The 24666-nt window shown below is 42.6% G+C and carries 24 protein-coding genes; 9 read left to right on the forward strand and 15 right to left on the reverse strand.

Annotated elements, in window-relative coordinates; all coding sequences use genetic code 11:
* From EPX21_RS20880 to EPX21_RS20915, 8 genes are all read right to left on the reverse strand, one after another.
* Positions 1–693 (reverse strand): glycosyltransferase (locus EPX21_RS20880; RefSeq protein WP_206106127.1); only part of this gene is annotated, 693 nt, incomplete at its 3' end.
* A gap of 34 nt (positions 694–727) precedes the next feature.
* Complete coding sequence (locus EPX21_RS20885) at positions 728–1228, reverse strand: D-glycero-beta-D-manno-heptose 1,7-bisphosphate 7-phosphatase (protein WP_134091618.1); 501 nt, start codon at positions 1226–1228, stop codon at positions 728–730.
* Complete coding sequence (gene rfaE2, locus EPX21_RS20890) at positions 1225–1728, reverse strand: D-glycero-beta-D-manno-heptose 1-phosphate adenylyltransferase (RefSeq protein ID WP_134091620.1); 504 nt, start codon at positions 1726–1728, stop codon at positions 1225–1227. The genes EPX21_RS20885 and rfaE2 overlap by 4 nt, the downstream gene beginning before the upstream one ends.
* Before the next feature lie 9 nt (positions 1729–1737).
* Complete coding sequence (locus EPX21_RS20895) at positions 1738–2307, reverse strand: D-sedoheptulose 7-phosphate isomerase (RefSeq protein WP_134091622.1); 570 nt, start codon at positions 2305–2307, stop codon at positions 1738–1740.
* The gene (gene rfaE1, locus EPX21_RS20900) at positions 2307–3251 is read right to left on the reverse strand and encodes a D-glycero-beta-D-manno-heptose-7-phosphate kinase (protein ID WP_134091624.1); all 945 of its coding nucleotides are present in this window, start codon (positions 3249–3251) and stop codon (positions 2307–2309) included. Before rfaE1 ends, EPX21_RS20895 begins: the two co-directional genes overlap by 1 nt.
* Positions 3252–3366: 115 nt before the next feature.
* Positions 3367–4179: a sulfotransferase gene (locus EPX21_RS20905; protein ID WP_166670840.1), complete on the reverse strand. Its 813-nt coding sequence runs from the start codon at positions 4177–4179 to the stop codon at positions 3367–3369.
* A 28-nt stretch (positions 4180–4207) separates the two neighbouring features.
* Positions 4208–4744 carry an adenylyl-sulfate kinase gene (gene cysC, locus EPX21_RS20910; protein ID WP_134091627.1) on the reverse strand — a complete coding sequence of 179 codons (537 nt, stop codon included), beginning with the start codon at positions 4742–4744 and terminating at the stop codon, positions 4208–4210.
* 175 nt (positions 4745–4919) lie between these two features.
* Positions 4920–5213 carry a hypothetical protein gene (locus EPX21_RS20915; RefSeq protein ID WP_134091629.1) on the reverse strand — a complete coding sequence of 98 codons (294 nt, stop codon included), beginning with the start codon at positions 5211–5213 and terminating at the stop codon, positions 4920–4922.
* A gap of 685 nt (positions 5214–5898) precedes the next feature.
* Between EPX21_RS20915 and EPX21_RS20920 the strand changes: the two genes are divergently transcribed.
* From EPX21_RS20920 to EPX21_RS20935, 4 genes are all read left to right on the forward strand, one after another.
* The gene (locus EPX21_RS20920; protein WP_134091631.1) at positions 5899–6807 is read left to right on the forward strand and encodes an OmpA family protein; all 909 of its coding nucleotides are present in this window, start codon (positions 5899–5901) and stop codon (positions 6805–6807) included.
* 451 nt (positions 6808–7258) lie between these two features.
* The gene (locus EPX21_RS20925) at positions 7259–7987 is read left to right on the forward strand and encodes a DUF481 domain-containing protein (RefSeq protein ID WP_134091633.1); all 729 of its coding nucleotides are present in this window, start codon (positions 7259–7261) and stop codon (positions 7985–7987) included.
* Positions 7988–8169: 182 nt separating this feature from the next.
* The gene (locus tag EPX21_RS20930; protein WP_134091635.1) at positions 8170–8829 is read left to right on the forward strand and encodes an NAD(P)H-binding protein; all 660 of its coding nucleotides are present in this window, start codon (positions 8170–8172) and stop codon (positions 8827–8829) included.
* Between the two features lie 318 nt (positions 8830–9147).
* Positions 9148–9873 (forward strand): phosphatase PAP2-related protein, encoded by a 726-nt coding sequence (locus tag EPX21_RS20935; protein WP_134091637.1) that lies wholly within the window; start codon positions 9148–9150, stop codon positions 9871–9873.
* On the opposite strand, the gene EPX21_RS20940 is transcribed toward EPX21_RS20935, so the two are convergent.
* Positions 9851–10153 (reverse strand): hypothetical protein, encoded by a 303-nt coding sequence (locus EPX21_RS20940; protein ID WP_240768751.1) that lies wholly within the window; start codon positions 10151–10153, stop codon positions 9851–9853. The two genes, EPX21_RS20935 and EPX21_RS20940, sit on opposite strands and share 23 nt — an antisense overlap.
* Before the next feature lie 42 nt (positions 10154–10195).
* Between EPX21_RS20940 and EPX21_RS20945 the strand changes: the two genes are divergently transcribed.
* A complete protein-coding gene (locus EPX21_RS20945) occupies positions 10196–10342 on the forward strand; it encodes a 30S ribosomal protein THX (RefSeq protein WP_134091639.1) in 147 nt (48 codons plus the stop codon).
* Positions 10343–10383: 41 nt separating this feature from the next.
* Here the strand turns inward: EPX21_RS20945 and EPX21_RS20950 are convergent, their stop codons facing one another.
* Positions 10384–10986 (reverse strand): OmpH family outer membrane protein, encoded by a 603-nt coding sequence (locus EPX21_RS20950; RefSeq protein ID WP_134091641.1) that lies wholly within the window; start codon positions 10984–10986, stop codon positions 10384–10386.
* 307 nt (positions 10987–11293) lie between these two features.
* Here EPX21_RS20950 and gyrB point away from each other — a divergent pair, with 307 nt between their 5' ends.
* On the forward strand, positions 11294–13252 hold the full coding sequence (gene gyrB, locus EPX21_RS20955; RefSeq protein WP_134091643.1) for a DNA topoisomerase (ATP-hydrolyzing) subunit B: 1959 nt from the start codon (positions 11294–11296) through the stop codon (positions 13250–13252).
* Between the two features lie 73 nt (positions 13253–13325).
* On the opposite strand, the gene EPX21_RS20960 is transcribed toward gyrB, so the two are convergent.
* The gene (locus EPX21_RS20960) at positions 13326–14603 is read right to left on the reverse strand and encodes a DUF3887 domain-containing protein (RefSeq protein ID WP_134091645.1); all 1278 of its coding nucleotides are present in this window, start codon (positions 14601–14603) and stop codon (positions 13326–13328) included.
* A gap of 172 nt (positions 14604–14775) precedes the next feature.
* On the opposite strand from EPX21_RS20960, the gene EPX21_RS20965 reads away from it, so the two are divergent.
* Both EPX21_RS20965 and EPX21_RS20970 read left to right on the forward strand, forming a co-directional pair.
* Entirely contained in the window at positions 14776–17448 is a 2673-nt protein-coding gene (locus EPX21_RS20965) for a valine--tRNA ligase (protein WP_134091647.1), read from the forward strand.
* Positions 17449–17528: 80 nt separating this feature from the next.
* Positions 17529–18173, forward strand: coding sequence for a hypothetical protein (locus tag EPX21_RS20970; RefSeq protein ID WP_134091649.1), 645 nt, complete (start codon positions 17529–17531; stop codon positions 18171–18173).
* Between the two features lie 56 nt (positions 18174–18229).
* Here the strand turns inward: EPX21_RS20970 and EPX21_RS20975 are convergent, their stop codons facing one another.
* Positions 18230–18691: a type I restriction enzyme HsdR N-terminal domain-containing protein gene (locus EPX21_RS20975; protein ID WP_134091651.1), complete on the reverse strand. Its 462-nt coding sequence runs from the start codon at positions 18689–18691 to the stop codon at positions 18230–18232.
* A 344-nt stretch (positions 18692–19035) separates the two neighbouring features.
* Here EPX21_RS20975 and holA point away from each other — a divergent pair, with 344 nt between their 5' ends.
* Positions 19036–20043 (forward strand): DNA polymerase III subunit delta, encoded by a 1008-nt coding sequence (gene holA / locus EPX21_RS20980; RefSeq protein WP_134091653.1) that lies wholly within the window; start codon positions 19036–19038, stop codon positions 20041–20043.
* Between the two features lie 83 nt (positions 20044–20126).
* Here holA and EPX21_RS20985 read toward each other — a convergent pair whose 3' ends face one another.
* From EPX21_RS20985 to ruvB, 3 genes are all read right to left on the reverse strand, one after another.
* A complete protein-coding gene (locus EPX21_RS20985) occupies positions 20127–21749 on the reverse strand; it encodes an ABC-F family ATP-binding cassette domain-containing protein (RefSeq protein WP_134091684.1) in 1623 nt (540 codons plus the stop codon).
* A 159-nt stretch (positions 21750–21908) separates the two neighbouring features.
* Positions 21909–23423, reverse strand: a complete 1515-nt coding sequence (locus EPX21_RS20990; RefSeq protein WP_134091655.1) for a carbon-nitrogen hydrolase family protein — start codon at positions 23421–23423, stop codon at positions 21909–21911.
* A gap of 182 nt (positions 23424–23605) precedes the next feature.
* A complete protein-coding gene (ruvB, locus tag EPX21_RS20995; RefSeq protein ID WP_134091658.1) occupies positions 23606–24628 on the reverse strand; it encodes a Holliday junction branch migration DNA helicase RuvB in 1023 nt (340 codons plus the stop codon).
* Positions 24629–24666 lie beyond the last annotated feature (38 nt).

Consider the following 24666-nt stretch of genomic DNA (forward strand, 5'->3'; position numbering starts at 1 on the left):
ACTCTTTTTTCTTCTTTGCTCATCTAGCAAAGCTAAAGACATCATAACATTCTTCATAGACGTGGACCATAGGGCGGATACTTCAGATAAATGTTTTAATAAGACTTCGTGAGTCACATATACCTTATACTGTTGGCTTATTTTAATTGAAATGTCAACATCGTACCCATGAAAACCTGTTAGCAAGGCTTCATCAAAAGGGTGTTCAAGTATGATTTTCTTAGTACTACACATCCAAACCCCGTCGATGCTTGCTACTGAACTAAGCAATTCATTTTTTGGATTACGGAAGTCATGTTTTTCTATCAACGGTTTGTTTTTAAAACCTTGAAGGATGTTGATTCGCCAAGTGCTCTCATTGTAATCAAAAGGCGGAGACCAGCTAGAGGGAATAATAGATTTGTAGGTGCTTCCAGCGACACCTAACAATCCTAGATCGGGCGTATTACGAAAGATATCTACAATTTTTTTCCCCCAATTGGGCGTTTGAAACAAGACGTCCTCATGTGAAAAACACAATATTTCGTAGTTGGCAGCATTTGCTCCCTCGTTATAAAGCTTACAGAGACCATTTTGTCCATCACTGTTTTCAAAGGCAATGATCTCGTAAGGGACGCCTATAGTGCGCTTTATATTACGTTTTAATTGGTCTAGTAAATGTTTGTCTACAGAAGCAACAATTATCGATATCATTATTGAGGGTAACAGGTATAAAACTAGCTAGTATTTATTTATTCATGTCGAACGGCGTCCAGTCACTTAAGTGAATACGCTGATTTGACTCTGCGTGTATATAATAGCTCAGCCCAGCCCGCCGTGAAGCTTCCATATCACTTTCTTTGTCTCCAATCATTACAGACTGCGTCAAATCGAGCTCAAATTCATCCGCTGCCTCTAACAGCATGCCTGGACTTGGTTTCCTCCGTTCGCTTGGACCAGTGAAATCGGGATGGTCTGGGCAATAATAAACCTTCGTAATGGTAATCCCTCGGTTCTTAAATTGATTCAGCATCCAATCGGTTAGTATCTTGAAATCGTCTTCTGTATAATATCCGCGCGCAATGCCCGACTGATTTGTCACAACAAAGATGAGGAAGCCCTGTTGTAGATAATAGGAGCAGAGTGCAAAGATGCCGTCCACAAATTCAAAGTCTTCGATTTTATAGACATAGCCTTTGTCGATATTGATGACACCGTCTCGATCCAAAAATAGCGCTTTATGCTTCATTCTTGTGCTCCTCGAATTTTGCTGACGATGTTGGTGGTAGAATAGCCGGGCAAAAATTCCAGTATTTCAACCGATCCTCCCTGCGCCAAGGTTTCCTTAGCACCTACGATCTGGTCGATCGCATAATCACCCCCTTTCACTAAAACATCAGGCTCGATCGCTTTTATTAAGTCAAGTGGTGTATCTTCCTCAAAAAGAACCACGGCATCGACAAAAAATAGACTTGCTAATAAAGCGGCTCGATCCCTTTCACCGTTGATAGGTCGGCTACAGCCTTTCAAGCGCTTTACGGACGCATCGCTGTTCAGTCCAATAAGTAATTTTTGTCCCAATTTGGAGGCTTCTAATAGGTAGTTTAGATGCCCTACATGTACAATATCGAAACATCCATTGGTAAACACCAGTTTTTGCTGTTGATCTTTCCACTGCGCAATAAGGGGTCGGATGTTGTCCTTATCGAACAATTTTGTTTTTAGTAATTGCTGTATTTCGTTCGCCATGGCTTTTGTTTAGTAAAGTGTATCAACAAACTCACAAAAGAGGTGTCCAATCAGTATGTGCATTTCTTGTATCCTGGCCGTTACCGTGCTTGGTATCACTAAGCAAGTTTCACAGACATCTTTTAAAATGCCGCCATCTTTTCCGCTTAAGCCTATACATACAATTTCTTTCTTTTTAGCTGCATGCACCGCTTCGATGATACTCGCACTGTTGCCACTGGTAGAAATGGCGATTAACACATCGCCTTTATTGCCCAAGGCCGTGATCTGCCGGGCAAATACGGTGTCATAACCGTAATCGTTACTGATGGCGGTAAGCGCGGAGGTGTCGGTGGTTAAGGCGATGGCAGGTAGTGGGATTCGCTCTTTCACAAAGCGTCCGGTGAATTCAGCCGCAATATGTTGTGCGTCAGCCGCGCTGCCCCCGTTTCCGATAAGGAGCACTTTGTTTCCGTTCTTTAAGGCTTTTCCAATAAGAAGACAGGCGTCCTCAATTTGCTGGGACAGCTCTTTTTGAACCTTTGCCAGCAATTCTTCATGGGCTAAAAAGGCGTTCGCGATTATCGTGTTCGTTGACATCAGTTCTGTTTAGTCTTTATTTTTTCGATTTCTTCTAAGGTGGCTGTGGCGCTACCTGTTTTTCCTACGACCACTGCTGCTGCGTGGTTTGCTAAATCACACGCGTCTTGCAGGGATAAATTGTTTGCCAGTCCATACGCTATGCTTGCGATTACCGTATCACCGGCGCCAGTCACATCGTACACTTCCAATGCTTTGGTGGGTACAATTTCTAATGTCTGCTTATCGTAAATAGCCAGTCCTTCTTCAGATAGTGTTACGACTACCGACTGGCAATTTGTTTTTTTTGCGATAATGGCGCAGGCGTCATGCAGGCTTTGTCGGTCGTTAATAGCAATTCCGGCCATACGCGCGGCTTCTTTCTTATTGGGTTTAATAATGTCTACGCCCCAAAATTTGCTTAAGTTCTTTTCCTTAGAGTCTAATAGGTTTATTACCCCGTTTTCCTTACATAAAGCGATGATTGTCTTTGTGAGGCCGTCACTAAAAAGTCCCTTACAGTAATCGGACATGATAAGGATCCGTGCATTGGGTATGGAGCGTGTTAATTGTTCGATGAGCGACTTTTCGGTAGCTGAACTAATAGCATGTTTACTTTCTCTGTCAACTCGCAGCATCTGATGGTTTCCCGCTAAGATCCTTGTTTTGACGGTTGTGGATCGTTCGTTTTCTCTAGCGAGGTAAAATGAATCTGGAGCAATGCGCTGTAGTTCCGCTTCTAGGTTAGCGGAGGCCTCGTCGGCTCCGCTCACGGATAATAAGCTGCTTTGAGCCCCCAATGAGTAGAGGTTTTTGATAACATTGCCCGCGCCACCGAGCGTGTATATTTCTTTAGTGAAATTGACGACAGGAACGGGTGCTTCAGGTGATATTCTTTCGCATTTGCCATAAATATAATGGTCAAGCATAATATCGCCAATTACTATAATACTGTTTTCTTTCATTCAGTCTCGCTTAATCATTACTTATGGTAAATAACTGCAAAATAACAGAAATATAATGTAGTTAAGCAAGGTTTAATGAAATATTATGCCTTGGTATAATTGCTCGTTTCTGCACCTAGTGTATAGACTGTCTGATCATCTGCTCTAACCTGCGAGCTTTTTTAATATCCTCGGACGACACATATCCCTCGAAGTCAATTCTTTCACTCAAAAGGCTGCTTTTGAAGACAGAAGCGAAAGACTTTTTTTCTAAATGAAATCCCCATTCGTTCACTAAAGTGTTCAGTGTAAGTTCATGGTTTTTGATTAGACTTCGATAATTGGCTATAAAAAAGCGTTCTTTTGGTGGTTTTTTTATATGATCGAGGATCTTTTGGTTATAAAGAATATGCGTATTTAAATAACGTGAAGCAGTTTCTTTGATGTGTTGCTTCCAAGCTTTTGCCCGCTTATATTGTCGCCATTTAAGGCGTTTAAACCAGCCGGTGTGTCGTTCGAGCCAGGCTTGTTCTTTTACTGCAAAGCCGCGCTTTATAAGGGAACCGACGACCTCTTGGTAATCCCTTATAAGAAAAAGATAATACGCATTTGGTATAAGTTCGTTATAGTAGTTCAAGAAAAGGCAAGTTCGAGGGTCTTTCCAACCCCATTCCATATGGAGAGTGTTCTTTTTTTGGATCAACTGAGTCATTTCTTCAAAAAGCGTCGTAGGGATGTGAATATAACCGCTACCAATCAGTCCGTCCGTTGGAAGGTTATTTACGGCTAATATCTTTTCATGCAAGTGAAAAAAATCCTTATCTTCATAATGTCCATCGATATTTCCGATCCCTGGGCCGAGTAATTCCTCTCCTACAGCTAAACCACATTTATTTAGCCATTGGGCAACGAGTGAAGTGCCAGATCGATGCATTCCAACGATGATCAAAGTTTTGTTTTTTTTTAGTGCATTGTTTTCAGACATTTTGTGAATTCAGTTCATTAACAATAAAGTCGAATAAGGTTTTTGTACAAACATTTATCTCCACATCGGTCGTGTTAATGTATAGATCGGGTTTTTCCGGCCGTTCAAATATGTCATTTATTCCGGTGAGATTGTATATTTTGTCAGGATGACCGTCGGGTAATAAGGCCTTGTGGTAAAGCCCTTTAGTGTCTCTTTCTAGAAGCTTTTTAATTTCGCAGTCGATATGAATGATTTTTACTCGCTCGTACTTTGCTTTTATTTCCTCTCTGACGACTTTGTATGGGCTTATTGCACTGACAATGGTAACAATCCCGTTTTTTGAAAATTTATTTGCTAGAAATGCGAGTCTACGCATGTTTTCTTTCCGTTCTTCCTGTGAAAATCCAAGATCTTTAAAGAGGTTGTTTCGAATTTCATCACCATCGAGGACCTCACAGGATATATTGTTGCTGTTGAGTAGTTTTTTTGTTTCTCTACTCAACGTGGTTTTTCCTACTCCAGAAAGTCCGCATAAGAGGATGATCATTCACTGGTCTTTTTCGTTCTAACTTATAATAAAACGGATTTTTTTAGGTTTTATTTCACGAGGAGCCTGTATTCGCCTGATCGACTTCCGATTTTGGATTGTTAAATGATCAATAACATTTTAACGGTCAATGAACCTTGTTATAGATTCGTTTTTCCTACAGTTTATTTGTTTATTAACGCTTCCCCGGATATTCGGTTGCATTTTCATAAAATCTTTTAACGCGCTCATAAGGTTCATGCATATCCGAATTATGCATATAAAAAATCTGTGCTTCGTCGTCAAATAAGATGCTGTCGGCAGGAACAGAAACCGCCCAAGCTAGGAAGTTTGTAAGCGTTTCAAGCTCGATTTCCTTTTCTGAAATGGAATTTTCGACGTTTTCAGGGGCGTTGTTTTCTTTGTCGCACCCTGCGATGAGAACAGTTAAGCTGATAGCCAAAGCTGTCATAAGGTGTTTTCTTGTCATAAATGATAAAATAAAGTTTAGGAGGCAAGGCCTCGGTGAATGGACGCGAAGTAAAGGATTTAATTCTGTTTAATCTAAAAGTTTACACAGAATGCTGTTTTATGAGGATAAAAAGGGTGTTCGATTATACTAAATTAGATTTTTGTGAATTTGAGATTAAAGTGAAGAATAAGAAAACCATTGCCGGTTGTCTGTTGCGAATACGACTTTATTGCAGAATAATTAATTTGGACACGATTCGGCCGATGCCAAACCGAGCAAGGTTTCCGAATGACTGAGTGCCTGTGGTCCGTACATGTTCTTGCAACACCTTGCCCGATGGAGTCGTCAGTAAATTACATTCACTGCCAAGGTAAATTGACGCGCTTTGTTCCGCCATTTTTGCTTTAACATATTTTAACAGCCTAGCGATCCTATTATGATCCGATGCCCTTCCGTGCTGTAGCCGAGTCCGACGGTAGTCCGATAGGTATTGCTTAAAAAGCCGCTTTTCGCCCTTTTTTACGGACTATATAGGGATATCACCGGTATATAGGGGGAATAGGACACAGATGAAGCACGACTCAAGGTTGGATCAAGGGGGCCTCTATGTAACGATTCAGCTTAGCCTACAGCCTACTGCCTTCTACTTTTTGGCACGATATTTACATGATAAGAAAGAGATTATTGATAAATGAAAACAATTATGTACAAGAAAGTATTTAGTTTACCCCTTACAGTTTTAGCCATTGCGCTATTGACCAGCGGTTGTGTGGGGAATAAAAAGTATACGGCTTTGCAAAGTAATTATAGTGAGTTGCAAACGAAGTATAAGGAGCTGGATTTAAAATTCTTGAATAGTCAGCACGATCTGTCTAATGCTACTTCGCGCGTAAAGGATCTGGAAGAGCAAATTGCACAATACAAGTCTAACGTAAATTCGCTCCAAGCGGCGTTAGACAAATGTTTAACCAACAGTGGTCAAGGGAATGCCAATATCGCGAAGCTGGTAGATGAAATCAACGCTTCGAATCGGTATATCCAGCATTTAGTGAATACCAAGGCGAAGAGCGACTCGCTCAATATGGTGTTGACAAACAATCTGACGCGTTCATTAAGTCGTGAGGAAATGCAGGACGTTGATGTACAGGTGTTGAAGGGCGTGGTTTATATCTCTTTGTCGGACAATATGCTGTATAAGTCAGGTAGCTATGAGATCTCTCCACAGGCAGGCGAGACCTTGAGCAAAATTGCCAAGATTATTATGGATTACAAAGAGTATGAAGTGTTGATTGAAGGTAATACCGATAATGTGCCAATTTCACAGAAGAACATTCGTAACAACTGGGACTTAAGTGCCCTCCGCGCTTCTTCCGTGGTGCAGGCTTTGCAAAACGACTATGGGGTTGATCCGAAAAGGCTTACGGCCGGCGGTCGCGGTGAATACAATCCGATTGCCAGCAACGATACCGAGGCGGGAAGAACGCGGAACAGGCGTACGCAGATTATCATTACACCTAAGCTCGATCAGTTTATGGAGTTAATTGATAAGGCCCCCGAAAGTTCGCAAGATGCCGATACTACCGTTAGCGAACAAGATACGAGTATGTATTAGAAGAATAGAAAAAGAAAGTGAATATATCCTATGTGAGTGGAAATCGGCCGCCGCTTCTTTTACTATGTTGAGCCACGCCTGTAGTGGCTTCCGAGGAGGAAGCCACTGGGCGTGTGCCAAACAAACACAGAACAAGATCGTGGAATTATTTTTATTTTTTTACTTAATTCAAAAGCAATATCTGTAGAACTGCGGAATTTCTTCTGTATGCGTTTCTGTTGTTAGCAAACTCAAATAGCGCTAAAGCTCTGTAGCTTGCATTGCAAGATAATAAAATTATGTTGTCAAAAGAAATATTTTATCGAAAAAAATCATTCTCCATCCTGCATTGCGCTAAGTTTATGGTGATTTCGCAGCAAGAGGAGATGGGTGAACGGTTTTATACACGAAATAAAAAGTGCGCTGGAATTGGATTGCGTTTTCTCTCCAATTTGGGTAAGTTTGTGTGTTTATGGCTAAGCAGATATGGGTATTTACGCTCTTTTTTATCTCGATAGCGCCTCTCATGGCGCAGGTACAGGACAGTACCTATTATCTCCAGCTTTCGTCCACGAACTCTATTAATAAAACAAACGACAACAGTGCCTTCTTATTGAACAACGGCTTGCGCTTTTCTATTACCAAAGAGAAGATTAAGCTAAACTTTAATAATAGCTGGCTCTACGGTCGACAGGACGGTAGCCAATCCAATAACGATTTTTCCAGTTCGCTCGATTTTAATATCTATAGAAAAGACCGCCGTCTTTTTTACTGGGGCCTGGCCAATTACAATACAAGTTTTTCCTTAAACATAAGAAACCAGTTGTTGGCAGGTGCAGGCATAGCATATAACGTCATCGATACAGAAAGTTTGTTTATTAACCTGAGTGATGGTTTTCTTTATGATGCAAGTAGTATCATTGAAAATGAGGTGCCGGTGGATTATCAAACGGCGAGGAATTCGCTCAGGTTGCTTTATAAATTTGCGTTAAAGGAGTTTATCGTGGTTCAAGGTAGTAATTTTTACCAACCCTCACTAACAGACGCCGCGGATTTCAATATCAAGTTAAGTAATGATGTGGCCTTCAAATTGAACAGGTGGCTTAGTCTCAACGCTTCTTTGATCTATAACCGTATTAATCGCACAGACAGAGAGAACCTCCTGTTTACCTATGGCATCGCATTTGAGCGTTATTTCTGATGTGTCTGAACGCTTGCAAGCGTTCGTTGCACAAAATGGCCATCATGAAAAACTTTTTTGCTTCGTTTTGACTTCTGTTAAAGAATGACGTATCTCTCGGCGTGGATGCTGTAATGAGCTAGGGCCTTAAAGAGGCCAATCCGCTCAGGCCAGCTTCACCACGTTTTAAACAATTTATACAGATGAAGAAAGCAGTTCTATTTGGCGCAAGCGGTTTTATAGGTTCTCATCTATTGAGCAATCTGCTCAGCAGTGAAAATTATGAAGTTGTAACGGTTGTTGTTCGCAGAAAGCTGGATATACATCATCCCAAACTCAAGGTGTTGATTGGCGACTATCAGAACTTATCCGCACTAAAAGAGGATATCGTGGCGGATGAAGTGTTTATTGCTTTAGGCACGACTAAGAACAAGACGCCCCAAAGACAGGCGTATTATGAGGTAGACCACGATTATCCGGTACTGGCGGCTAAAATAGCGCAAGAACGAGGTGCAAGAGCGGTCTTTTTGGTGACTGCCGTGGGAGCGAATTCCAAAGCGGCTGTATTCTATCTAAGAACGAAGGGGGAAGCGGAACGCGATCTAATTGCGTTAAATTTTGAGCATACTCATATTTTTAGACCATCCATGTTGATGGGAAACAGAAAAGAAAGTCGACCGTTAGAGCGGTTCTTTATGGCAATATGGTGGTTCATTGGTCCGCTGTTGATAGGAAAGGGGCTCGAAAAATATAGAGGAATTACCGGTGAAAATGTTGCTAAAGCAATGATAAATGCTGCACAAAAGCAAACAGAAAAAATAAAAATTTATCATTGGCGTGAAATGCACGACCTGTTGGTATGATTCGTCTTTTCCTGAAGGCCGTCTCTTTGGTCGAGAAGACCGTTTTCCTACTCACTTCAAACACCATGCGGTTTTAAGAGAAAAGCCAAGAAAACCCAATATAGTATTTCCACAAAAAGTCTACGTTAATTCCGAAGGCTGAACAGGTAACCCTGTTAGCGCTATGTCCGGAGTAGCACTTTGTTTTGCTTTTCCGTTACATAAAGGCCACTTTTTTAGATTTCTTCACCGATGTAAGCGAAATAATCTACATTAGAAAAAATTAATTTCATATTATCAAAATGTTAAGCCAAATTTGCAGTGCTTTTTTTAGAAGAGATGCAATCTATAATTGAAACGGACCACCCAGCTACCATTACCTGGAAACAGGCTATGCAGAGTTGGGCATTTAAAAGCTGGCTAATAGCCGGTCATCTTTTGTTTATTGTGCTCTTGTTTGTACTGCCTCATTTCTTTGATCATATTGAGTTGAGGGACGGTGTTCCTTTATACGACCCGATATTAATTCTTTTGCCATCAATAGACCTCTCCACGCCAATATTTATTTGCATATGGGGGATAGCGGCTTTACTCTTGTATCGTTGCTTTTCGAGCCCAGCTATTATGATTACTGCTTTATATGGTTTTTTAATCGTCCTGTTTATGCGGATGCTTACCATCTCTTTAGTTGCATTAGATCCACCTGCTGGATTGATTCCTTTAGTCGATCCTTTAAGTAATATAGCCTATGGAAAGGCCGGCTTCATAACCAAAGACCTCTTTTTTTCCGGTCATACCGCTACGATGTTCCTTATTTTTCTGTGTTTGCCAAAAAGAGGGGATAAGCTGCTGGCCTTATTAGCTACGCTTTTGGTTGGAAGCATGGTGCTAATTCAGCACGTACATTATAGCATAGATGTGTTGGCTGCACCTTTATTTACTTGGTGTTGTTTTTGGTTAGGGCGCGAAATCGCATTAAGCGGGTGGTATAAAGCGGCACATATCGCTTTAGCCAAAGAAAAAGTGAGGGTACCGGTTGCTACTACTGAGCTTCGTGAGCTATAATTTCTTTGCCTATTGCATTAATTTCATCATCCGCCTCAAAACGGGGCAACTCCGTCTCTGGATCTAATTTAATCCAGCTGCTCTCCGTGTCTTTCATGATTTTGACGTACTCAAGGCCGTCCTTATACACAGTATAGATATTCTCTTCTTCTGGAAAGATTGCGTAATCAATCTGATTAAGGGTGATGTCAAAAGGTTCTTTCATTTCCATGGGCGTCGTTTTTGCAAAGGTAAGGAAATTTGGTTCTTCCGTTAAAATTTTCGTAATTTGGTCTATCACTTTTTATTAACTAGTTTTTATTAACGAAATAAACAATTCAGTATGGGAAAAGGAGATAAAAAAACGAAGAGAGGTAAAATATCGATGGGTTCTTTTGGAAAAACCAGACCTCACAAGCGAAAGAAAGCGATAGGTCCGGCAGAAGCCGTGGCGGAAAAAGCAGCACCTGCTAAAAATAAAAAGGGTTGATATTAAATCAACCCTTTCTTCTTTTATGCCTGAGTAGTTAACTACTTCTTCTCCTTTTTATATGCTGCATTTAAGCCTGATACTACTTCCTTGGTAATTTCAAGGCTCTCATCCGCAAACAGTACGCCAGGGTTTCCTTTGGAGTATGTCAAAACAAATTTATAACCCTTTTCTTTTGCGTGCGATTTAAGGTAATCAGCCACTTTGTTGTATAATTTTTCTTGCTCTTGGGCTTCGTCGTTGGCAAACGACTGATTCGCATTCTGATTGAATTTACCGAGCTCCTCTTGTTTGCGAGCCAGGCGTTCTTCTGTGCTTTGGCGCTGTTCAGCACTCATGGTTGCCGCATTCTTTTGATAGTCTGCAACTTCACGTTGAAAGGCATTCCCTTTAGCCTGTAATTCCGACTGGGTTTTCTTTGCTTTTTCCTGCAGCTTCGCTTGCATATCCTTAAAGTACTCATAATTTGCCAATAAGGAATCGGAGTTTACGTATACGATTTGCCCTTCAGCAGCGGTTGCCGAGGTACTATCGTTGCTCGATTTGGCAGCTGGCTTATTCGCATTATTATTACATGATACTACAGCCGCGGCCAGCATCAGACCCAATGAAATTTTTGCTATTGAAGCGAATGGTTTGTTCATCTTATGTCTTTATTGTTTTAATTTCTGTTCAATCAAAACGCAAACCTAACATAAAAATCATATACTAAACAATTTTTTTTTAAAAGGCTGCTCGTTATAAGTCGCCAGTTGCCCGTTGTGAGTTGCCAGTTGCAGCCAGCGTTTGATAGCGGCTTTGCACGAGCGCGGAAGAACGGAGCGGTTTCGCGGAACGAAATGGTACCTTTCTTAGGGGAGAAAAAGAACATTAAATAGCTATTATATAAGGGATCTGTTGCTCAGATATCGTTAAAATTTCGTATTTTTGTGTTTTGGAACTAAACGATACATGAGCGAAGAAAACAAAAACAAATCCAATTACTCCGCAGATAATATACAGGTGTTAGAAGGCTTAGAAGCCGTAAGAAAGAGACCGTCAATGTATATCGGAGATGTTGGTGTAAAGGGTTTGCACCACCTGGTGTATGAAGTAGTTGATAACTCCATTGATGAAGCGCTGGCCGGTTACTGTACGGACATTCATGTAGTCATTCATAAAGACAACTCGATAACGGTTGAAGATAACGGCCGCGGTATTCCAACAGGAATTAATAAGAAAGAGAACAAATCGGCTTTGGAAATGGTAATGACCATGCTCCATGCCGGTGGTAAGTTTGATAAGGACACCTATAAGGTGTCGGGTGGTTTACACGGTGTAGGCGTTTCCTGCGTAAATGCGCTGTCTACCCTGTTAATTGCAGAAGTTCATCGCGAAGGAAAGGTTTTTATACAGGAGTATGAACAGGGAAAACCTCTTTATGAGGTGAAAGTAATTGGCGAAACGGATCGTACCGGAACAAAAGTTACCTTCCATCCTGATCCGAGCATCTTTACGATGACAACGGTATACAGTTACGATACACTGGCCGGTAGACTACGCGAATTAGCTTATTTAAATAAAGGTATACGCCTTACCTTACTCGACGAAAGGGAGGAACAGGAAGATGGTGCTTTACGTCATGAGGAGTTTTACTCGGAAGGCGGATTGAGCGAATTCGTCAAATTCCTGGACGGCAATCGTCAGCCATTAATTCCGGATCCTATTCACGTTGAAGGCGTGAAGCAAGGCATACCAGTAGAGTTGGCGCTGCAATATAATGACACCTATTCTGAAAATGTCCACTCTTATGTGAACAATATCAATACCATTGAAGGTGGTACACACGTAGCGGGATTCAGAAGAGGCTTAACCCGTACCTTGAAAGCCTACGCCGATAAATCCGGTTTGTTAAAGAACCTGAAAGTAGAAATTACCGGTGACGACTTTAGGGAGGGGCTTACCGCAGTTATTTCTGTGAAAGTTGCTGAGCCGCAGTTTGAAGGGCAAACGAAAACCAAACTGGGTAACAATGAGGTGATGGGAGCCGTAGACGTAGCAGTGGGTGAAATCTTGGGTACTTATTTAGAAGAAAACCCCCGCGAAGCAAAAGCCATTGTGCAAAAGGTAATTATTGCTGCTCAGGCTCGTGCCGCTGCGCGCAAAGCGCGTGATATGGTACAACGTAAGACGGTAATGGGTGGTAGCGGTTTGCCTGGTAAATTGGCGGATTGCGCTAATAATGATCCCGCGAAATGCGAAATCTACCTCGTGGAGGGTGACTCGGCAGGAGGAACAGCCAAGCAGGGTAGAAATAGGGAGTTTCAGGCTATCTTACCGTTAAGGGGTAAAATCCTGAACGTGGAAAAGGCGATGGAGCATAAAATCTACGAAAACGACGAGATAAAAAATATGTTCACCGCCTTGGGCGTGAGTATCGGTACCCCGGAAGATGCAAAAGCGTTGAATTTGGAAAAGCTGCGTTATCATCGTATCATTATCATGACGGATGCCGATGTGGACGGTTCGCACATTACAACGCTGATCCTTACTTTCTATTTCCGATATATGAAAGAACTGATAGAGCGCGGTTACGTGTATATTGCTACACCGCCACTCTATTTGGTTAAAAAGGGTAAGGACCATGAATATGCTTGGAACGAAAATCAACGTTTGGCTGCTATCCAACGATTGAAAGGGGCCGGCAAAGAAGACAGCGTACATGTACAGCGGTATAAAGGTTTGGGAGAGATGAACGCGGAACAGCTTTGGGATACGACCATGAATCCGGAAACTCGTACTTTACGTCAAGTCAGTATAGAAAATGCTGCAGAATGCGATCGGGTATTCTCCATGTTGATGGGCGATGAAGTGGCTCCGCGCAGAGAGTTTATCGAGCGAAACGCCAAATACGCGAAGATAGACGTATAAGATTTTAGGTATAAGGTCGTAAGGTGTAGGGCGTAAGCCTTTCCTTAAACCTTATACCTTTCCACCTTCGGCCTTAACGAAGGAAATTAACCAACCCAATTACCAAGTCGCTGTTTAAGGGAAGACCTGGCTGTGTATAAGTCTTAATATTTGCTTCCTTATTGCGTGGAGCTGTTTTTAGTGTATGATTCATGTTTTTTACAAGTAACAGCGTCGCTTTTGGGTTTGCCGCTTTCAGTTTTTCGGCATGACTGACGGGAACCTGCAAGTCTGTTGTGCCTCCAACAATCAATACAGGGATTTTTAGCTTTCTAATTTCCTCGGCGGGATCGATCTTAAAGGAGGAGATAAGAAACCCTTGTACAACCGGTGCAAATAAACTATTGAGTTCAGTCGGTACGTTGTTCGTTGTTTTTCCTTGCTTCAATAGCTCGATAATGGGTTCGGCTTGCTTTTTCAAAGAGGGTTGCGCCAATAATTGACGCTCAAGAACCGTGGAGAGGTTTTCTCCCGGGCCGCATAAGGAAATAAAGGCTGCCGGGTTTAGCTGCTCGGATGCCAGCATGCCAATATTCGAACCTTCACTATGGCCGATGATATAAAGTTTACCGAACTCTTTACGCGTTTTTAAGAAGTTTCCTAAGATTACCGCATCATTTACAAAATCGTCAACTACCAACTCGTTTTGACTGGTCTGAAAGTTCGCGCTTTCGCCCACTAGGCGCTTATCGTACCGGAAACTGGCGATGCCATTATCTGCCAAAGCTTCGGCCAGTAAGAGATAACTGTTGGCCTTTACTCCATAGAGGTTATTGCCGTTGCGGTCGGTAGGGCCGCTACCGGCGATAATCAAAGCTACGGGCGCACCCGCTTGTGGGTTTTTAGGTGTCATAAGTGTGCCGCTGATGATGCCCCCATTTACTTTGATCTTTAACGCTTCTTCCGGGAAGTTAGCGGGGCTTTTGCTGGTATTGGCTCTGATTTTAGGCTGTTGCTGTATGAAAAAGCCTGAAATATCTCCGTTTGTATTAAAATGGAACGTTAATGGAAGAATATAATCTTTGAAAATGGCTTGCAGTACCAAGGGAGTCTTGGTACTGCTTGTACTATCAGGTAATTCCACCTGCTCGAAAGCGCCAAACTGCCGATTAATCCCTTCCCATATTTGCGATAACGCAGCTGGGCTGACCTTCGCTTTAAAATCGACCGAGGTTAGATCCAGTGCTTCTTTATAGCTGGAATCAGCCATAAGGGATATAAATTTTGCTGCCTTATTGCCGTTCGTGCTTTGTGCTCTTCCTTCGTAAATGCCTAAGGATAAGAAAGTAAAAAGAATAAAGATGTAACGCATAAAAATGAAATTTTTTCTTAAGATACAAAATTGTGTCGTATTAAGGAATGGATATGTAGTTCAAGAGAACAATATCAAGAAGGTCTGCCCAATATCTTCCAAATAAGGGATTTTTGTAGTAGGTTTGCACCTCCTTAAGTGTATACTGGTTAGTGTACCAAACTTTAATACAATGAGCATAGCGAAGACATACAACCCGAAAGAAGCAGAAGATAAATGGTATGCGTATTGGCTGGAAAAGAAGTTTTTCCGCTCCGTACCGGATGATCGAGAACCTTATACCATCGTAATGCCTCCGCCCAATGTTACGGGTGTACTGCATATGGGGCATATGCTCAACAACACTATTCAGGATGTATTGATTCGCCGCGCCCGCATGCAGGGCAAAAATGCTTGTTGGGTGCCGGGCACCGACCATGCTTCCATCGCTACCGAAGCAAAGGTGGTAGCTATGTTAAAAGAGCGCGGAATCAGTAAGAAGGATATCTCGCGGGAAGAGTTTTTGAAATACGCTTGGGAATGGAAAGAGAAGTACGGGGGTATCATTCTCGAGCAGCTAAAGAAATTAGGTGCTTCCTGCGATTGGGACCGCACGCGCTTTACAATGGAGCCGGATTTAAGCGATGCTGTAATTGATACCTTTATCCATTTATATAAAAAAGGCTATATCTACCGTGGTGTCCGGATGATTAATTGGGATCCACAAGGGAAAACAGCGGTTTCTGACGAGGAAGTTATCCGTAAGGAAGTCAACCAGAAGCTGTATTATATCAAGTATCAGGTATCAGGTGTCAGGAATCAAGACAACGCTGGCGAGAAAGACTCGCAAGTCGTAGCCGATAACGCAGAACCGTTATACATCACGATAGCGACAACCCGGCCTGAGACGATTATGGCCGATACCGCTATTTGTATCAATCCGAATGACGAACGTTATCGACATCTGAAGGGTAAGAAAGTTCTTGTGCCCCTCATCAACAGGGAAATACCTGTTATTGAAGACGAGTATGTTGAAATGGAGTTCGGTACGGGATGTTTGAAGGTGACACCTGCGCACGACTTGAACGATTATGAGCTCGGCCAAAAGCATAAGCTTGAAGTTATCGACATTTTAAATGATGATGGTACATTAAATGAAAAAGCGCAGATATTGATAGGGGAGGATCGCTTCATTGCCCGTAAGAAGGTGGAGAAATTGCTTGAAGAGGCAGGGCAATTGGAAAAGGTGGAAGATTACAAATCGCAGGTAGGTTTTTCAGAGCGTACCGACGCTGCGATTGAACCGAAATTGTCTATGCAATGGTTTTGTAAGATGGAGCATCTCGCAAAGCCGGCCTTGGATTATGTTTTAAGCGGTGAGGTTAAACTGATACCCGATAAATTTATAAATAGCTATCGCCATTGGATGGAGCATGTGAAAGACTGGAATATCTCGCGTCAGCTTTGGTGGGGGCAGCGTATTCCGGCTTGGTATAATGAGCATCAGGAGTGGGTTGTGGCCAAAACAGAAGAAGAGGCCGTCGCTGAATTTAAAAAAGCGGGGCTCAGTACAGAAGGGCTGTATCAGGAAGAAGACGTATTGGATACCTGGTTTTCCTCAGGTTTATGGCCTATATCGGTATTTGATGGGTTTAAACAACCAAACGGAGCGGATATCAATTACTATTATCCCACCAACGATTTGGTTACCGCACCGGAGATATTGTTCTTCTGGGTAGCGCGTATGATGATTGCCGGTCATGAATTCCGTGGTAAGGCACCGTTTAAAAATGTTTACCTTACAGGAATTGTCCGCGATAAATTAGGCCGTAAAATGTCTAAGTCTTTAGGCAACTCGCCCGATCCGATAGAATTGATGGAGCAGTACGGTACCGACGGCGTACGGGTGGGCATGCTGCTTTCATCGCCAGCCGGGAACGATTTAATGTTTGACGTGGCGTATTGCGAGCAGGGAAGAAACTTTGCAAATAAAATCTGGAATGCATTCCGTCTGGTAAAAGGCTGGGAAAGCGTTAATAAACCGGCGGGCAAGGCGGAATTGAAAGCGGTAGCGTGGTTTGAAAGCCGTTTTAACGAAGCCATACTTGAAGTAGAGGAGCACTTTGCGGCTTATAGACTTTCGGATGCACTGATGACCGTTTACAAGCTCATTTGGGATGACTTCTGTTCTTGGTATCTGGAACTGATAAAGCCGGCTTATCAACAACCTATCGCAAAAGATCTGCTAACGTTCACCGTCGACTTTTTTGAGCAGCTGTTAGCGCTTGCTCATCCTTTTATGCCTTTCATTACCGAAGAGCTATGGCATGACGAGCTCTTTGGCGGTAGAGGCGAGATGGATTGCTGTATTGTGGCAGCATATCCTACTGCTTCAAAAGTAGATAAGAAGCTTTTGGACGATTTTGTGGTGATTCAACAGGTTATTTCTGAAATCCGTAATGTGCGCAATACCAAGCAGATTTCACCGAAAGACGCACTTCCATTAGCTATTAAAGTGAATACAACGATCACGTACGAAACCTACTTAGACAGCATCAAGAAATTGGCAAATATCAGCGAGGTGAGCTTTGTAAGTGAACAGCAGAGCGGAGCGGCAGCCTTTATGGCCGGAAAGGATGAATTTTTCGTAACCGTTGCACAAAATATAGACGTCACGGCCGAACGGGAAAGAATAACGAATGAAATCGCTTATTTGCAGGGCTTTCTGAAATCGGTGAATGCAAAGTTATCAAACGAGCGATTTGTGCAGAACGCGAAAGCAGAGGTTGTACAGAATGAACGTAATAAACAGGCTGATGCGCTTGCCAAAATCAAGATTTTAGAAGAAAGTTTGGCGTCACTTTAATATATCATTCTATTTCTGATACCTCGAAGCTTTTATTATCTTCGTGAGATTATTAGTTATAAATACTTAAAGTTATTAACATGAAAAAAATTCTAAGTCTAGCACTTATCGGTTTTGTATTAGCTTCGTGCGGCGGTGCATCCAAAAAGGATGAAAATGTAGCCGAAGAAAACCCGAATCTAATTACCTGCGAAGGCATCGGCCAAGTGAAGTTAAATTATAGCCATGCCGATCTCGAAAAAGAATTTGGTGCAGATAAGTTGGCAGATAGTACGCGAGACGTTGATGGTAAGCAAGTGAATATAACCAAAGTGTTTAAAGACACGCCTGAAGAGGTAGTCGTATTTTGGTCAGAAGCCAGTGCGCCGTTTACCAAAGCGGTGAAATTAAGTGTTTCGGATGAAACTGGACCTTATCAGTTAGAAGAAGGAATCAGGGTAGGCTCTACACTGAAAGAGATGGTTAAAGCCAATAACTTCTTGCCGGTTACCTTTACTAATTTTTACTCGAATGTAGACGGTTTCGCTACAATAGAAAGCTTTAATGACGGCGATCTTGCGCAAAAGTATCCCTGTTTAGGCGGTACATTGGATATTGACAGAACCGATAATTTAGAGGTCAGCTTGTTGGATGAATTCAAAAAGGAAAATCCGGTACAATCCAACCATAAAGCCATGAACTTCATTTACGCTAACGTAGTGGAACTAAGCGTTTCGGCTAATTAAGCGCATTATAATAGACATATCTTTTTACTAAGTCGCCTATTTGCAAAAACAGGCGGCTATTTTATTTCCTTATAATAGGGAACGTCTTCTAAAAAAGTGTAGCGCTCGGTTTCGTGATCTATGAGGCAATAATAGTGTTCTAAACCGTTACTAACGATCAGGTAAGGAACCTTGTGAACCATATTATAGCGGGCAATCTGCTCGAAAGTAGCCTGTGTGATCTTTATGGACGGTGCCTTAAATTCTGCAATCAGTATCCGTTCGCCAAATTGATTGAATACCACAATATCTGTACGCTTTTGTAAGGAATTTAACTTCAGTCCGCCTTCTGCCTGTATCAGTGTTTTTGGGAAGCCTTTGGATTGGATGAGGTGTTGAATCCAATGTTGTCGGACCCATTCTTCGGGAGTGAGTATCAGGTGCTTTCTTCTTAACTCATCGTATACCAGCAAGCGATGTTGATCTCTAATGAGCTTCAACGGATAAGCGGGAAGATTGAGCGGAATGGGTGTCAACATGAAAGGCCTTATTTGTAAATGCTTTAAAGTTGCAAAGCTAGGGAGATTTTTGGGCTTTAGTGTAGTTTTAAGTAAAAAGTTATGCTTTTTAGGTAATGGCCTCTGTCACTTATCGTGATACCTGCCTGCCGGCAGGCAGGTGTCTTGGTACTTGTGGCCATGTAGAGCTCATAACTGACGGCTGGTCGCTAATCAACACTTGAACGATAAAAATGAAATCCCCGTTTTATGAAATACGATTCTTGTCAAACCTTAAAATTTATTGTTATTTTGCGGCGGTAGCCCGACCGGTAAGCTGGCTATCTTGGTATTTCTCCAAAGCCTTTAAGAGTAACAAAAAAAAAATGAGCGCATCCAGCATTTTAGCCGATATCGATAAAAGAAAATTAAAACCGATCTATCTGTTACATGGCGAAGAGGCCTATTACATTGACCTGATTGTGCACGCACTGGAGAATAAAGTGTTAAGTGATGCGGAAAAGGGATTTAATCAAACCATATTATATGGGAAAGATACCGACTGGGTCACGATTTTGAATACGGCCAAGCGCTATCCGATGATGAGCGACTACCAGGTTGTGATCGTTAAAGAAGCACAAAATCTAAAGTGGGATAAGGCGGACGGATTTTTTCAAGCTTATGTGGAAAAACCGTTGAACACCACCGTGCTGGTCTTTGCCTATAAATACGGCAAATTCGATAAACGGAAGAAGATCTATAAATCTATTGAAAAGACGGGCGTTGTTCTCGAGTCAGCCAAGATTTACGAAAATAAACTGGCGTCATGGATTGATGACTATGTAAAGGAGCGCGGGATGAAAATACATCCGCAGGCAGCAGCTATGATGAGCGACTATTTAGGAACAGAACTGTCTAAAGTGGCCAATGAACTCGATAAAATGATGCTAAATGTACCGAAGGAAAGGGAAATAAGTGTTGTTGACGTGCAGAATAACATTGGTATCAGTAAAGATTTTAATGTTTTTGAGCTGAATACGGCCCTCGGGAAGAAGGATGTTTTTAAGGTGAATCAGATTGTCGATTATTTTTCTGCTAACCCGAAGTCGAACCCGATCCCGGTAGTGATGGGCTCTTTATACAGTTACTTTTCAAAGATTCTTAAATTCCATTATTTACCCGATAAAAGTCAACAAGCAGCGGCTAAGGAGTTGGGGGTTCACCCTTTTTTCGTTAAGGACTACGAGATGGCTGCGCGGAACTATCCCATCATCAAGCTGTTTCATATTATCAGTTATCTGAGGGAGTATGATCTGAAATCAAAAGGAGTTGACGCCTTCAACCTAGAAGCTGAAGATTTGCTAAAAGAACTGATGTTTAAGGTTTTACATTAGGACCTAAGCATAGGCTTCTTTTTGGGAAAGTAAAAAGGCGTAAGATCGGCTGGTTTGCACCATACCATCTTACGCCGTTCTTATTATTTCAACATGCTTTCGCGTTGTTTCTTAATTTCTTCACTGTTGATGTATTCATCGTATGACATAAGCTTATCGATGATACCGTTAGGGGTTAGCTCGATAATTCTGTTGGCTACAGTCTGTGTTAATTCATGGTCACGCGATGTAAACAATATCGGGCCTCTAAAATCTTTCATACCGTTGTTCAAAGCCGTAATAGACTCAAGATCGAGGTGGTTAGTGGGTTCATCAAAAAGCAAGAAGTTCGCTTTCTGCAGCATCATACGCGAAAACATACAACGCATTTTTTCGCCTCCGGAAAGTACGGAGCACTTTTTCAATACTTCTTCGCCACTAAACAACATTTTTCCTAAGAATCCGCGCACAAATTGATCGTCCTGATCGGCGGATGCGTACTCTCTCAACCAATCAATCAGATTTTCATTTTTACCTTCAAAATAGGCGGCGTTGTCGATCGGGATATCCGCTATACTAATGGTTACGCCCCATTTAAATTCGCCTTTATGGTCTTGATCCCGTCCGGTAAGTATTTCATAGAAAGCAGTAGTTGCTAAACTGTTTTCAGACAATACAGCAATCTTATCCCCTTTATTCATCATAAAGGAAACTTTATCGAACAAGACCTCGCCATTCGATATTTTTCCTAAGTTCTCCACTTGAAGGATCTGATCGCCGGGTTCTCTGTTCATTTCATTGAACATGATGGCAGGGTACTTCCGGCTCGACGGCTTGATGTCGTCTAAGTTGATTTTATCCAAAGCCTTTTTCCGGCTGGTCGCCTGTTTTGATTTGGAAGCGTTTGCGCTAAATCGGCGAATGAATTCCTGTAGTTCTTTTACCTTATCTTCCAGTTTTTTATTCTGGTCGGTACGTTGCTTTAATGCCAGTTGACTTGATTCATACCAGAATGTATAGTTTCCGGTATAGATGGTCATCTTACTGAAGTCTATATCGACGATATGCGTACATACCGCGTCTAAGAAGTGGCGGTCGTGCGAAACGACTAGAACCAAACCTTGATAGTCGGCCAGAAAGTTTTCCAGCCAAGCAATGGTGTCAATGTCGAGGTCGTTCGTTGGCTCATCCAGTACCAGTATGTCGGGATTTCCGAACAGCGCTTGTGCTAATAAGACCCGCACTTTTTGGTTACCATCGAGCTCCCCGACCATTTTATAGTGAAGATCTTCCTTGATGCCCAAATTGCTTAGCAGGGTCGCAGCATTGTTTTCAGCACTCCACCCATCCATCTCTGCAAACAGGTTTTCCAGTTCTCCGGCCCGTTCGCCATCTGCATCCGTAAAATCTTCTTTGGCATAGATGGCGTCTTTCTCTTTCATGATATCATAGAGCTCTTTATGCCCCATCATAACGGTTTCTATAACCGAGAATTCGTCGAAGGCATAGTGGTTCTGACTAAGAACAGCCATACGTTCTCCCGGCGTGATGCTTACGGACCCGGTTGTCGGGTCAACATCTCCGGTAATAATTTTTAAAAAGGTAGATTTTCCGGCTCCGTTCGCCCCAATTATACCGTAACAATTGCCTTGTGTAAATTTTAAATTAACTTCGTCAAATAAAACGCGTTTACCAAAGCGCAAAGAAAGATTTGAAACACTTATCATAGATGGCAAAGATAGCGAATCGAAAGCGTAATGTGAAGAGCCTAAAGCCGAAAGCTGAGCTTCCATGTAATGATGGTAGCGCCGTTGTGCGGAGTAGGATCGATAAACTGCTGTCAAATTTAAAGCGGGGAGACTAAAAATTCGCCTCCCTCGGGTGCACTATTTTAGTAGACTTACATTGTATAAGTCTTTCCTCCTGTCCTTCATCGTCTTTACCGTGCCATATTCATGTAGCTCTTTTAGTGCATATAGATCTACGTCGGTCAGTAAAACCATTTCCGTATTGGGCGTCGCTTCTGCTTTTACGCCATTGGTTGGGAAGGCGAAGTCGGACGGCGTAAACACCGCTGACTGGGCGTATTGGATATCCATGTTGTTTACTTTAGGAAGATTTCCCACGGACCCTGCAATAGCCACATAGCATTCGTTTTCAATAGCTCTAGCCTGTGAGCAGTTTCGCACACGCGTATAGCCGTTTTGCGTATCAGTCAAAAAGGGAACAAACAGAATTTTCATTCCTTGATCTGCCAGTATCCTGCTTAACTCCGGAAATTCCACGTCGTAGCAAATCTGAATGCCGATCTTGCCGCAATCTGTATCAAATACTTTCACCTTGTCACCGCCGTACATGCCATAGTATTTTAGCTCATTAGGTGTAATATGCACTTTGCTGTAAGTGTCTACGTTACCGCTTCGATGGCATAGATAGGTAGTATTATACAGCCTGTCGTCAGCAGAAAGATAAGGCATCGACCCTGCAATGATATTCACGTTATAAGATACCGCCAACTCTTGAATCCTTTCTTTGATTTCTTCGGTATGTTTGGCCAGCATGCGCATGGCCTCGCGCTCAGGTAAATGATTATAAGGTTCCATGAGTGGGGTGTTGAAAAACTCAGGGAAAAGCGCAAAATCGGCTCCATAATCGCTCACCACATCCACGAAAAATTCTACCTGATCATAAAAGGCTTCGATGTTGCTGAACAAACGCATTTGCCATTGAATGAGGCCTAAACGAATGGTTTGTTTGGTGGGTGAAATGGAACTGGTTTTTGGCTCATAATAGATGTTGTTCCATTCCAATAAAGTTGCATATTCCAATGATTCGCGGTCCTCCGGCAGGTAGTTTTTTAGGATTTTCTTCACGTGAAAATCATTCGACAGCTGAAAAGTGAGGGTCGGGTCGTATAGCTCCTTCTGTTTGACCTTTTCAATGTATTGCTTCGGTGTCAGTTTATCGGCATGCTCATGATATTTGGGGATCCGTCCACCGGCTATAATACTTTTAAGATTAAGCTGTTCGCAAAGCTCCTTCCGCGCATCGTAAAGGCGTCTGCCCAGGCGCAAGTCGCGGTAATCGGGATGGACAAACAGTTCGATGCCGTATAGTACATCTCCGTCCGGATCATGCGTATTAAAGGTATATTTGCCGGTTATTTCTTCATAAGAGTGGGTGCGGTCTGTTTTTTTTGAGTCGACGATGATCGATAAAGCACAGGCGACTACGTGGTTATCTACTTCGACACAAAGCTGGCCCTGGGGAAAGATGCTTAATAGGTGTTTAATGCTCGATCGAGGCCAAATACCACCAGCGGTACCGTGATAAGCTTCAACCATCGAAGTTTTTAAATCGCTATAGTCTGAAAGTCCAAGCGGTCTTATGATAATGTTCATTAGAAAAGTTAAAAGTCAAAATTAAAAATTCAAAAACTTGCCATCCCGTGGGGATGGTCAAAATTCAAAAGTAAAAACCCCGAAGGGCTCATTGATGCCTTATTAAATACGCAAGACATCAATAATTCAAAAACTTGACTCCCGTGGGGATGGTCAAAAGCCAAACGCCAAACGCTCTGCTACTAAAATAACGTATTTCCTTTGGGATAGTTTGTTCTTCCTAAATGTTTATAGGCTAATTCGGTACATTCACGCCCCCTTGAGGTACGCATGATATAACCTTCCTGAATAAGAAAAGGCTCATAAACCTCTTCAATAGTGCCTTCGTCTTCTCCTACGGCTGTGGCGATTGTTTTCAGTCCAACCGGTCCGCCTTTAAACTTATCAATAATAGTCAAAAGGATCCGGTTGTCCATTTCGTCTAAACCGTGTTCATCGACATTCAGGGCATTCAGCGCATACTGCGCGATTGGCGTATCAATATGGCCATTGCCTTTAATTTGTGCAAAATCGCGCGTTCGTCTTAATAGCGCATTGGCAATCCGAGGGGTTCCCCGGCTACGCCGGGCAATTTCATAGGCGCCTTCTTCGCTAATGGGTGTGCCCAATATTCCCGCAGAACGGAGGACGATTGTAGTTAGTAGCTTTGCATCATAATATTGCAAGCGAGCGTTGATGCCAAAGCGGGCGCGGAGAGGCGCTGTTAATAAACCCGAGCGCGTGGTAGCGCCCACGAGGGTAAAAGGACTTAGGGAAAGCTGCACGGACCGAGCGTTCGGTCCTGTTTCCAACATAATGTCGATTTTGAAGTCTTCCATGGCCGAATAAAGATACTCCTCAACCAACGGGCTTAGGCGGTGAATTTCATCGATAAACAGGATGTCGCCTTCCTCTAAATTGGTGAGCAGTCCGGCCAGGTCACCCGGTTTATCAAGAACGGGGCCTGAAGTGATTTTAATGCCAACGCCCATTTCATTGGCGATGATGTGCGATAGGGTAGTCTTACCCAAGCCCGGAGGGCCATGGAGCAATACATGGTCGAGCGCCTCGCCCCGAAGCTTAGCTGCCTGAACAAAAATGCGTAAATTCTCCAGTATTTTATGCTGACCGGTAAAGTCTTCAAATGCCTGCGGACGCAGCACTTTCTCTACTTCTTTCTCCGTTTTGCTGAGATGGTCGGCGTTTGGGTTTAAATGTTCGTTCATGTTTAAGCTTTTAGCCGTCAGTGTTCAGTTGTCAGCTC

The organism is Olivibacter sp. XZL3, from assembly GCF_004368405.1.
In the GTDB taxonomy this organism is placed as follows: domain Bacteria; phylum Bacteroidota; class Bacteroidia; order Sphingobacteriales; family Sphingobacteriaceae; genus Olivibacter.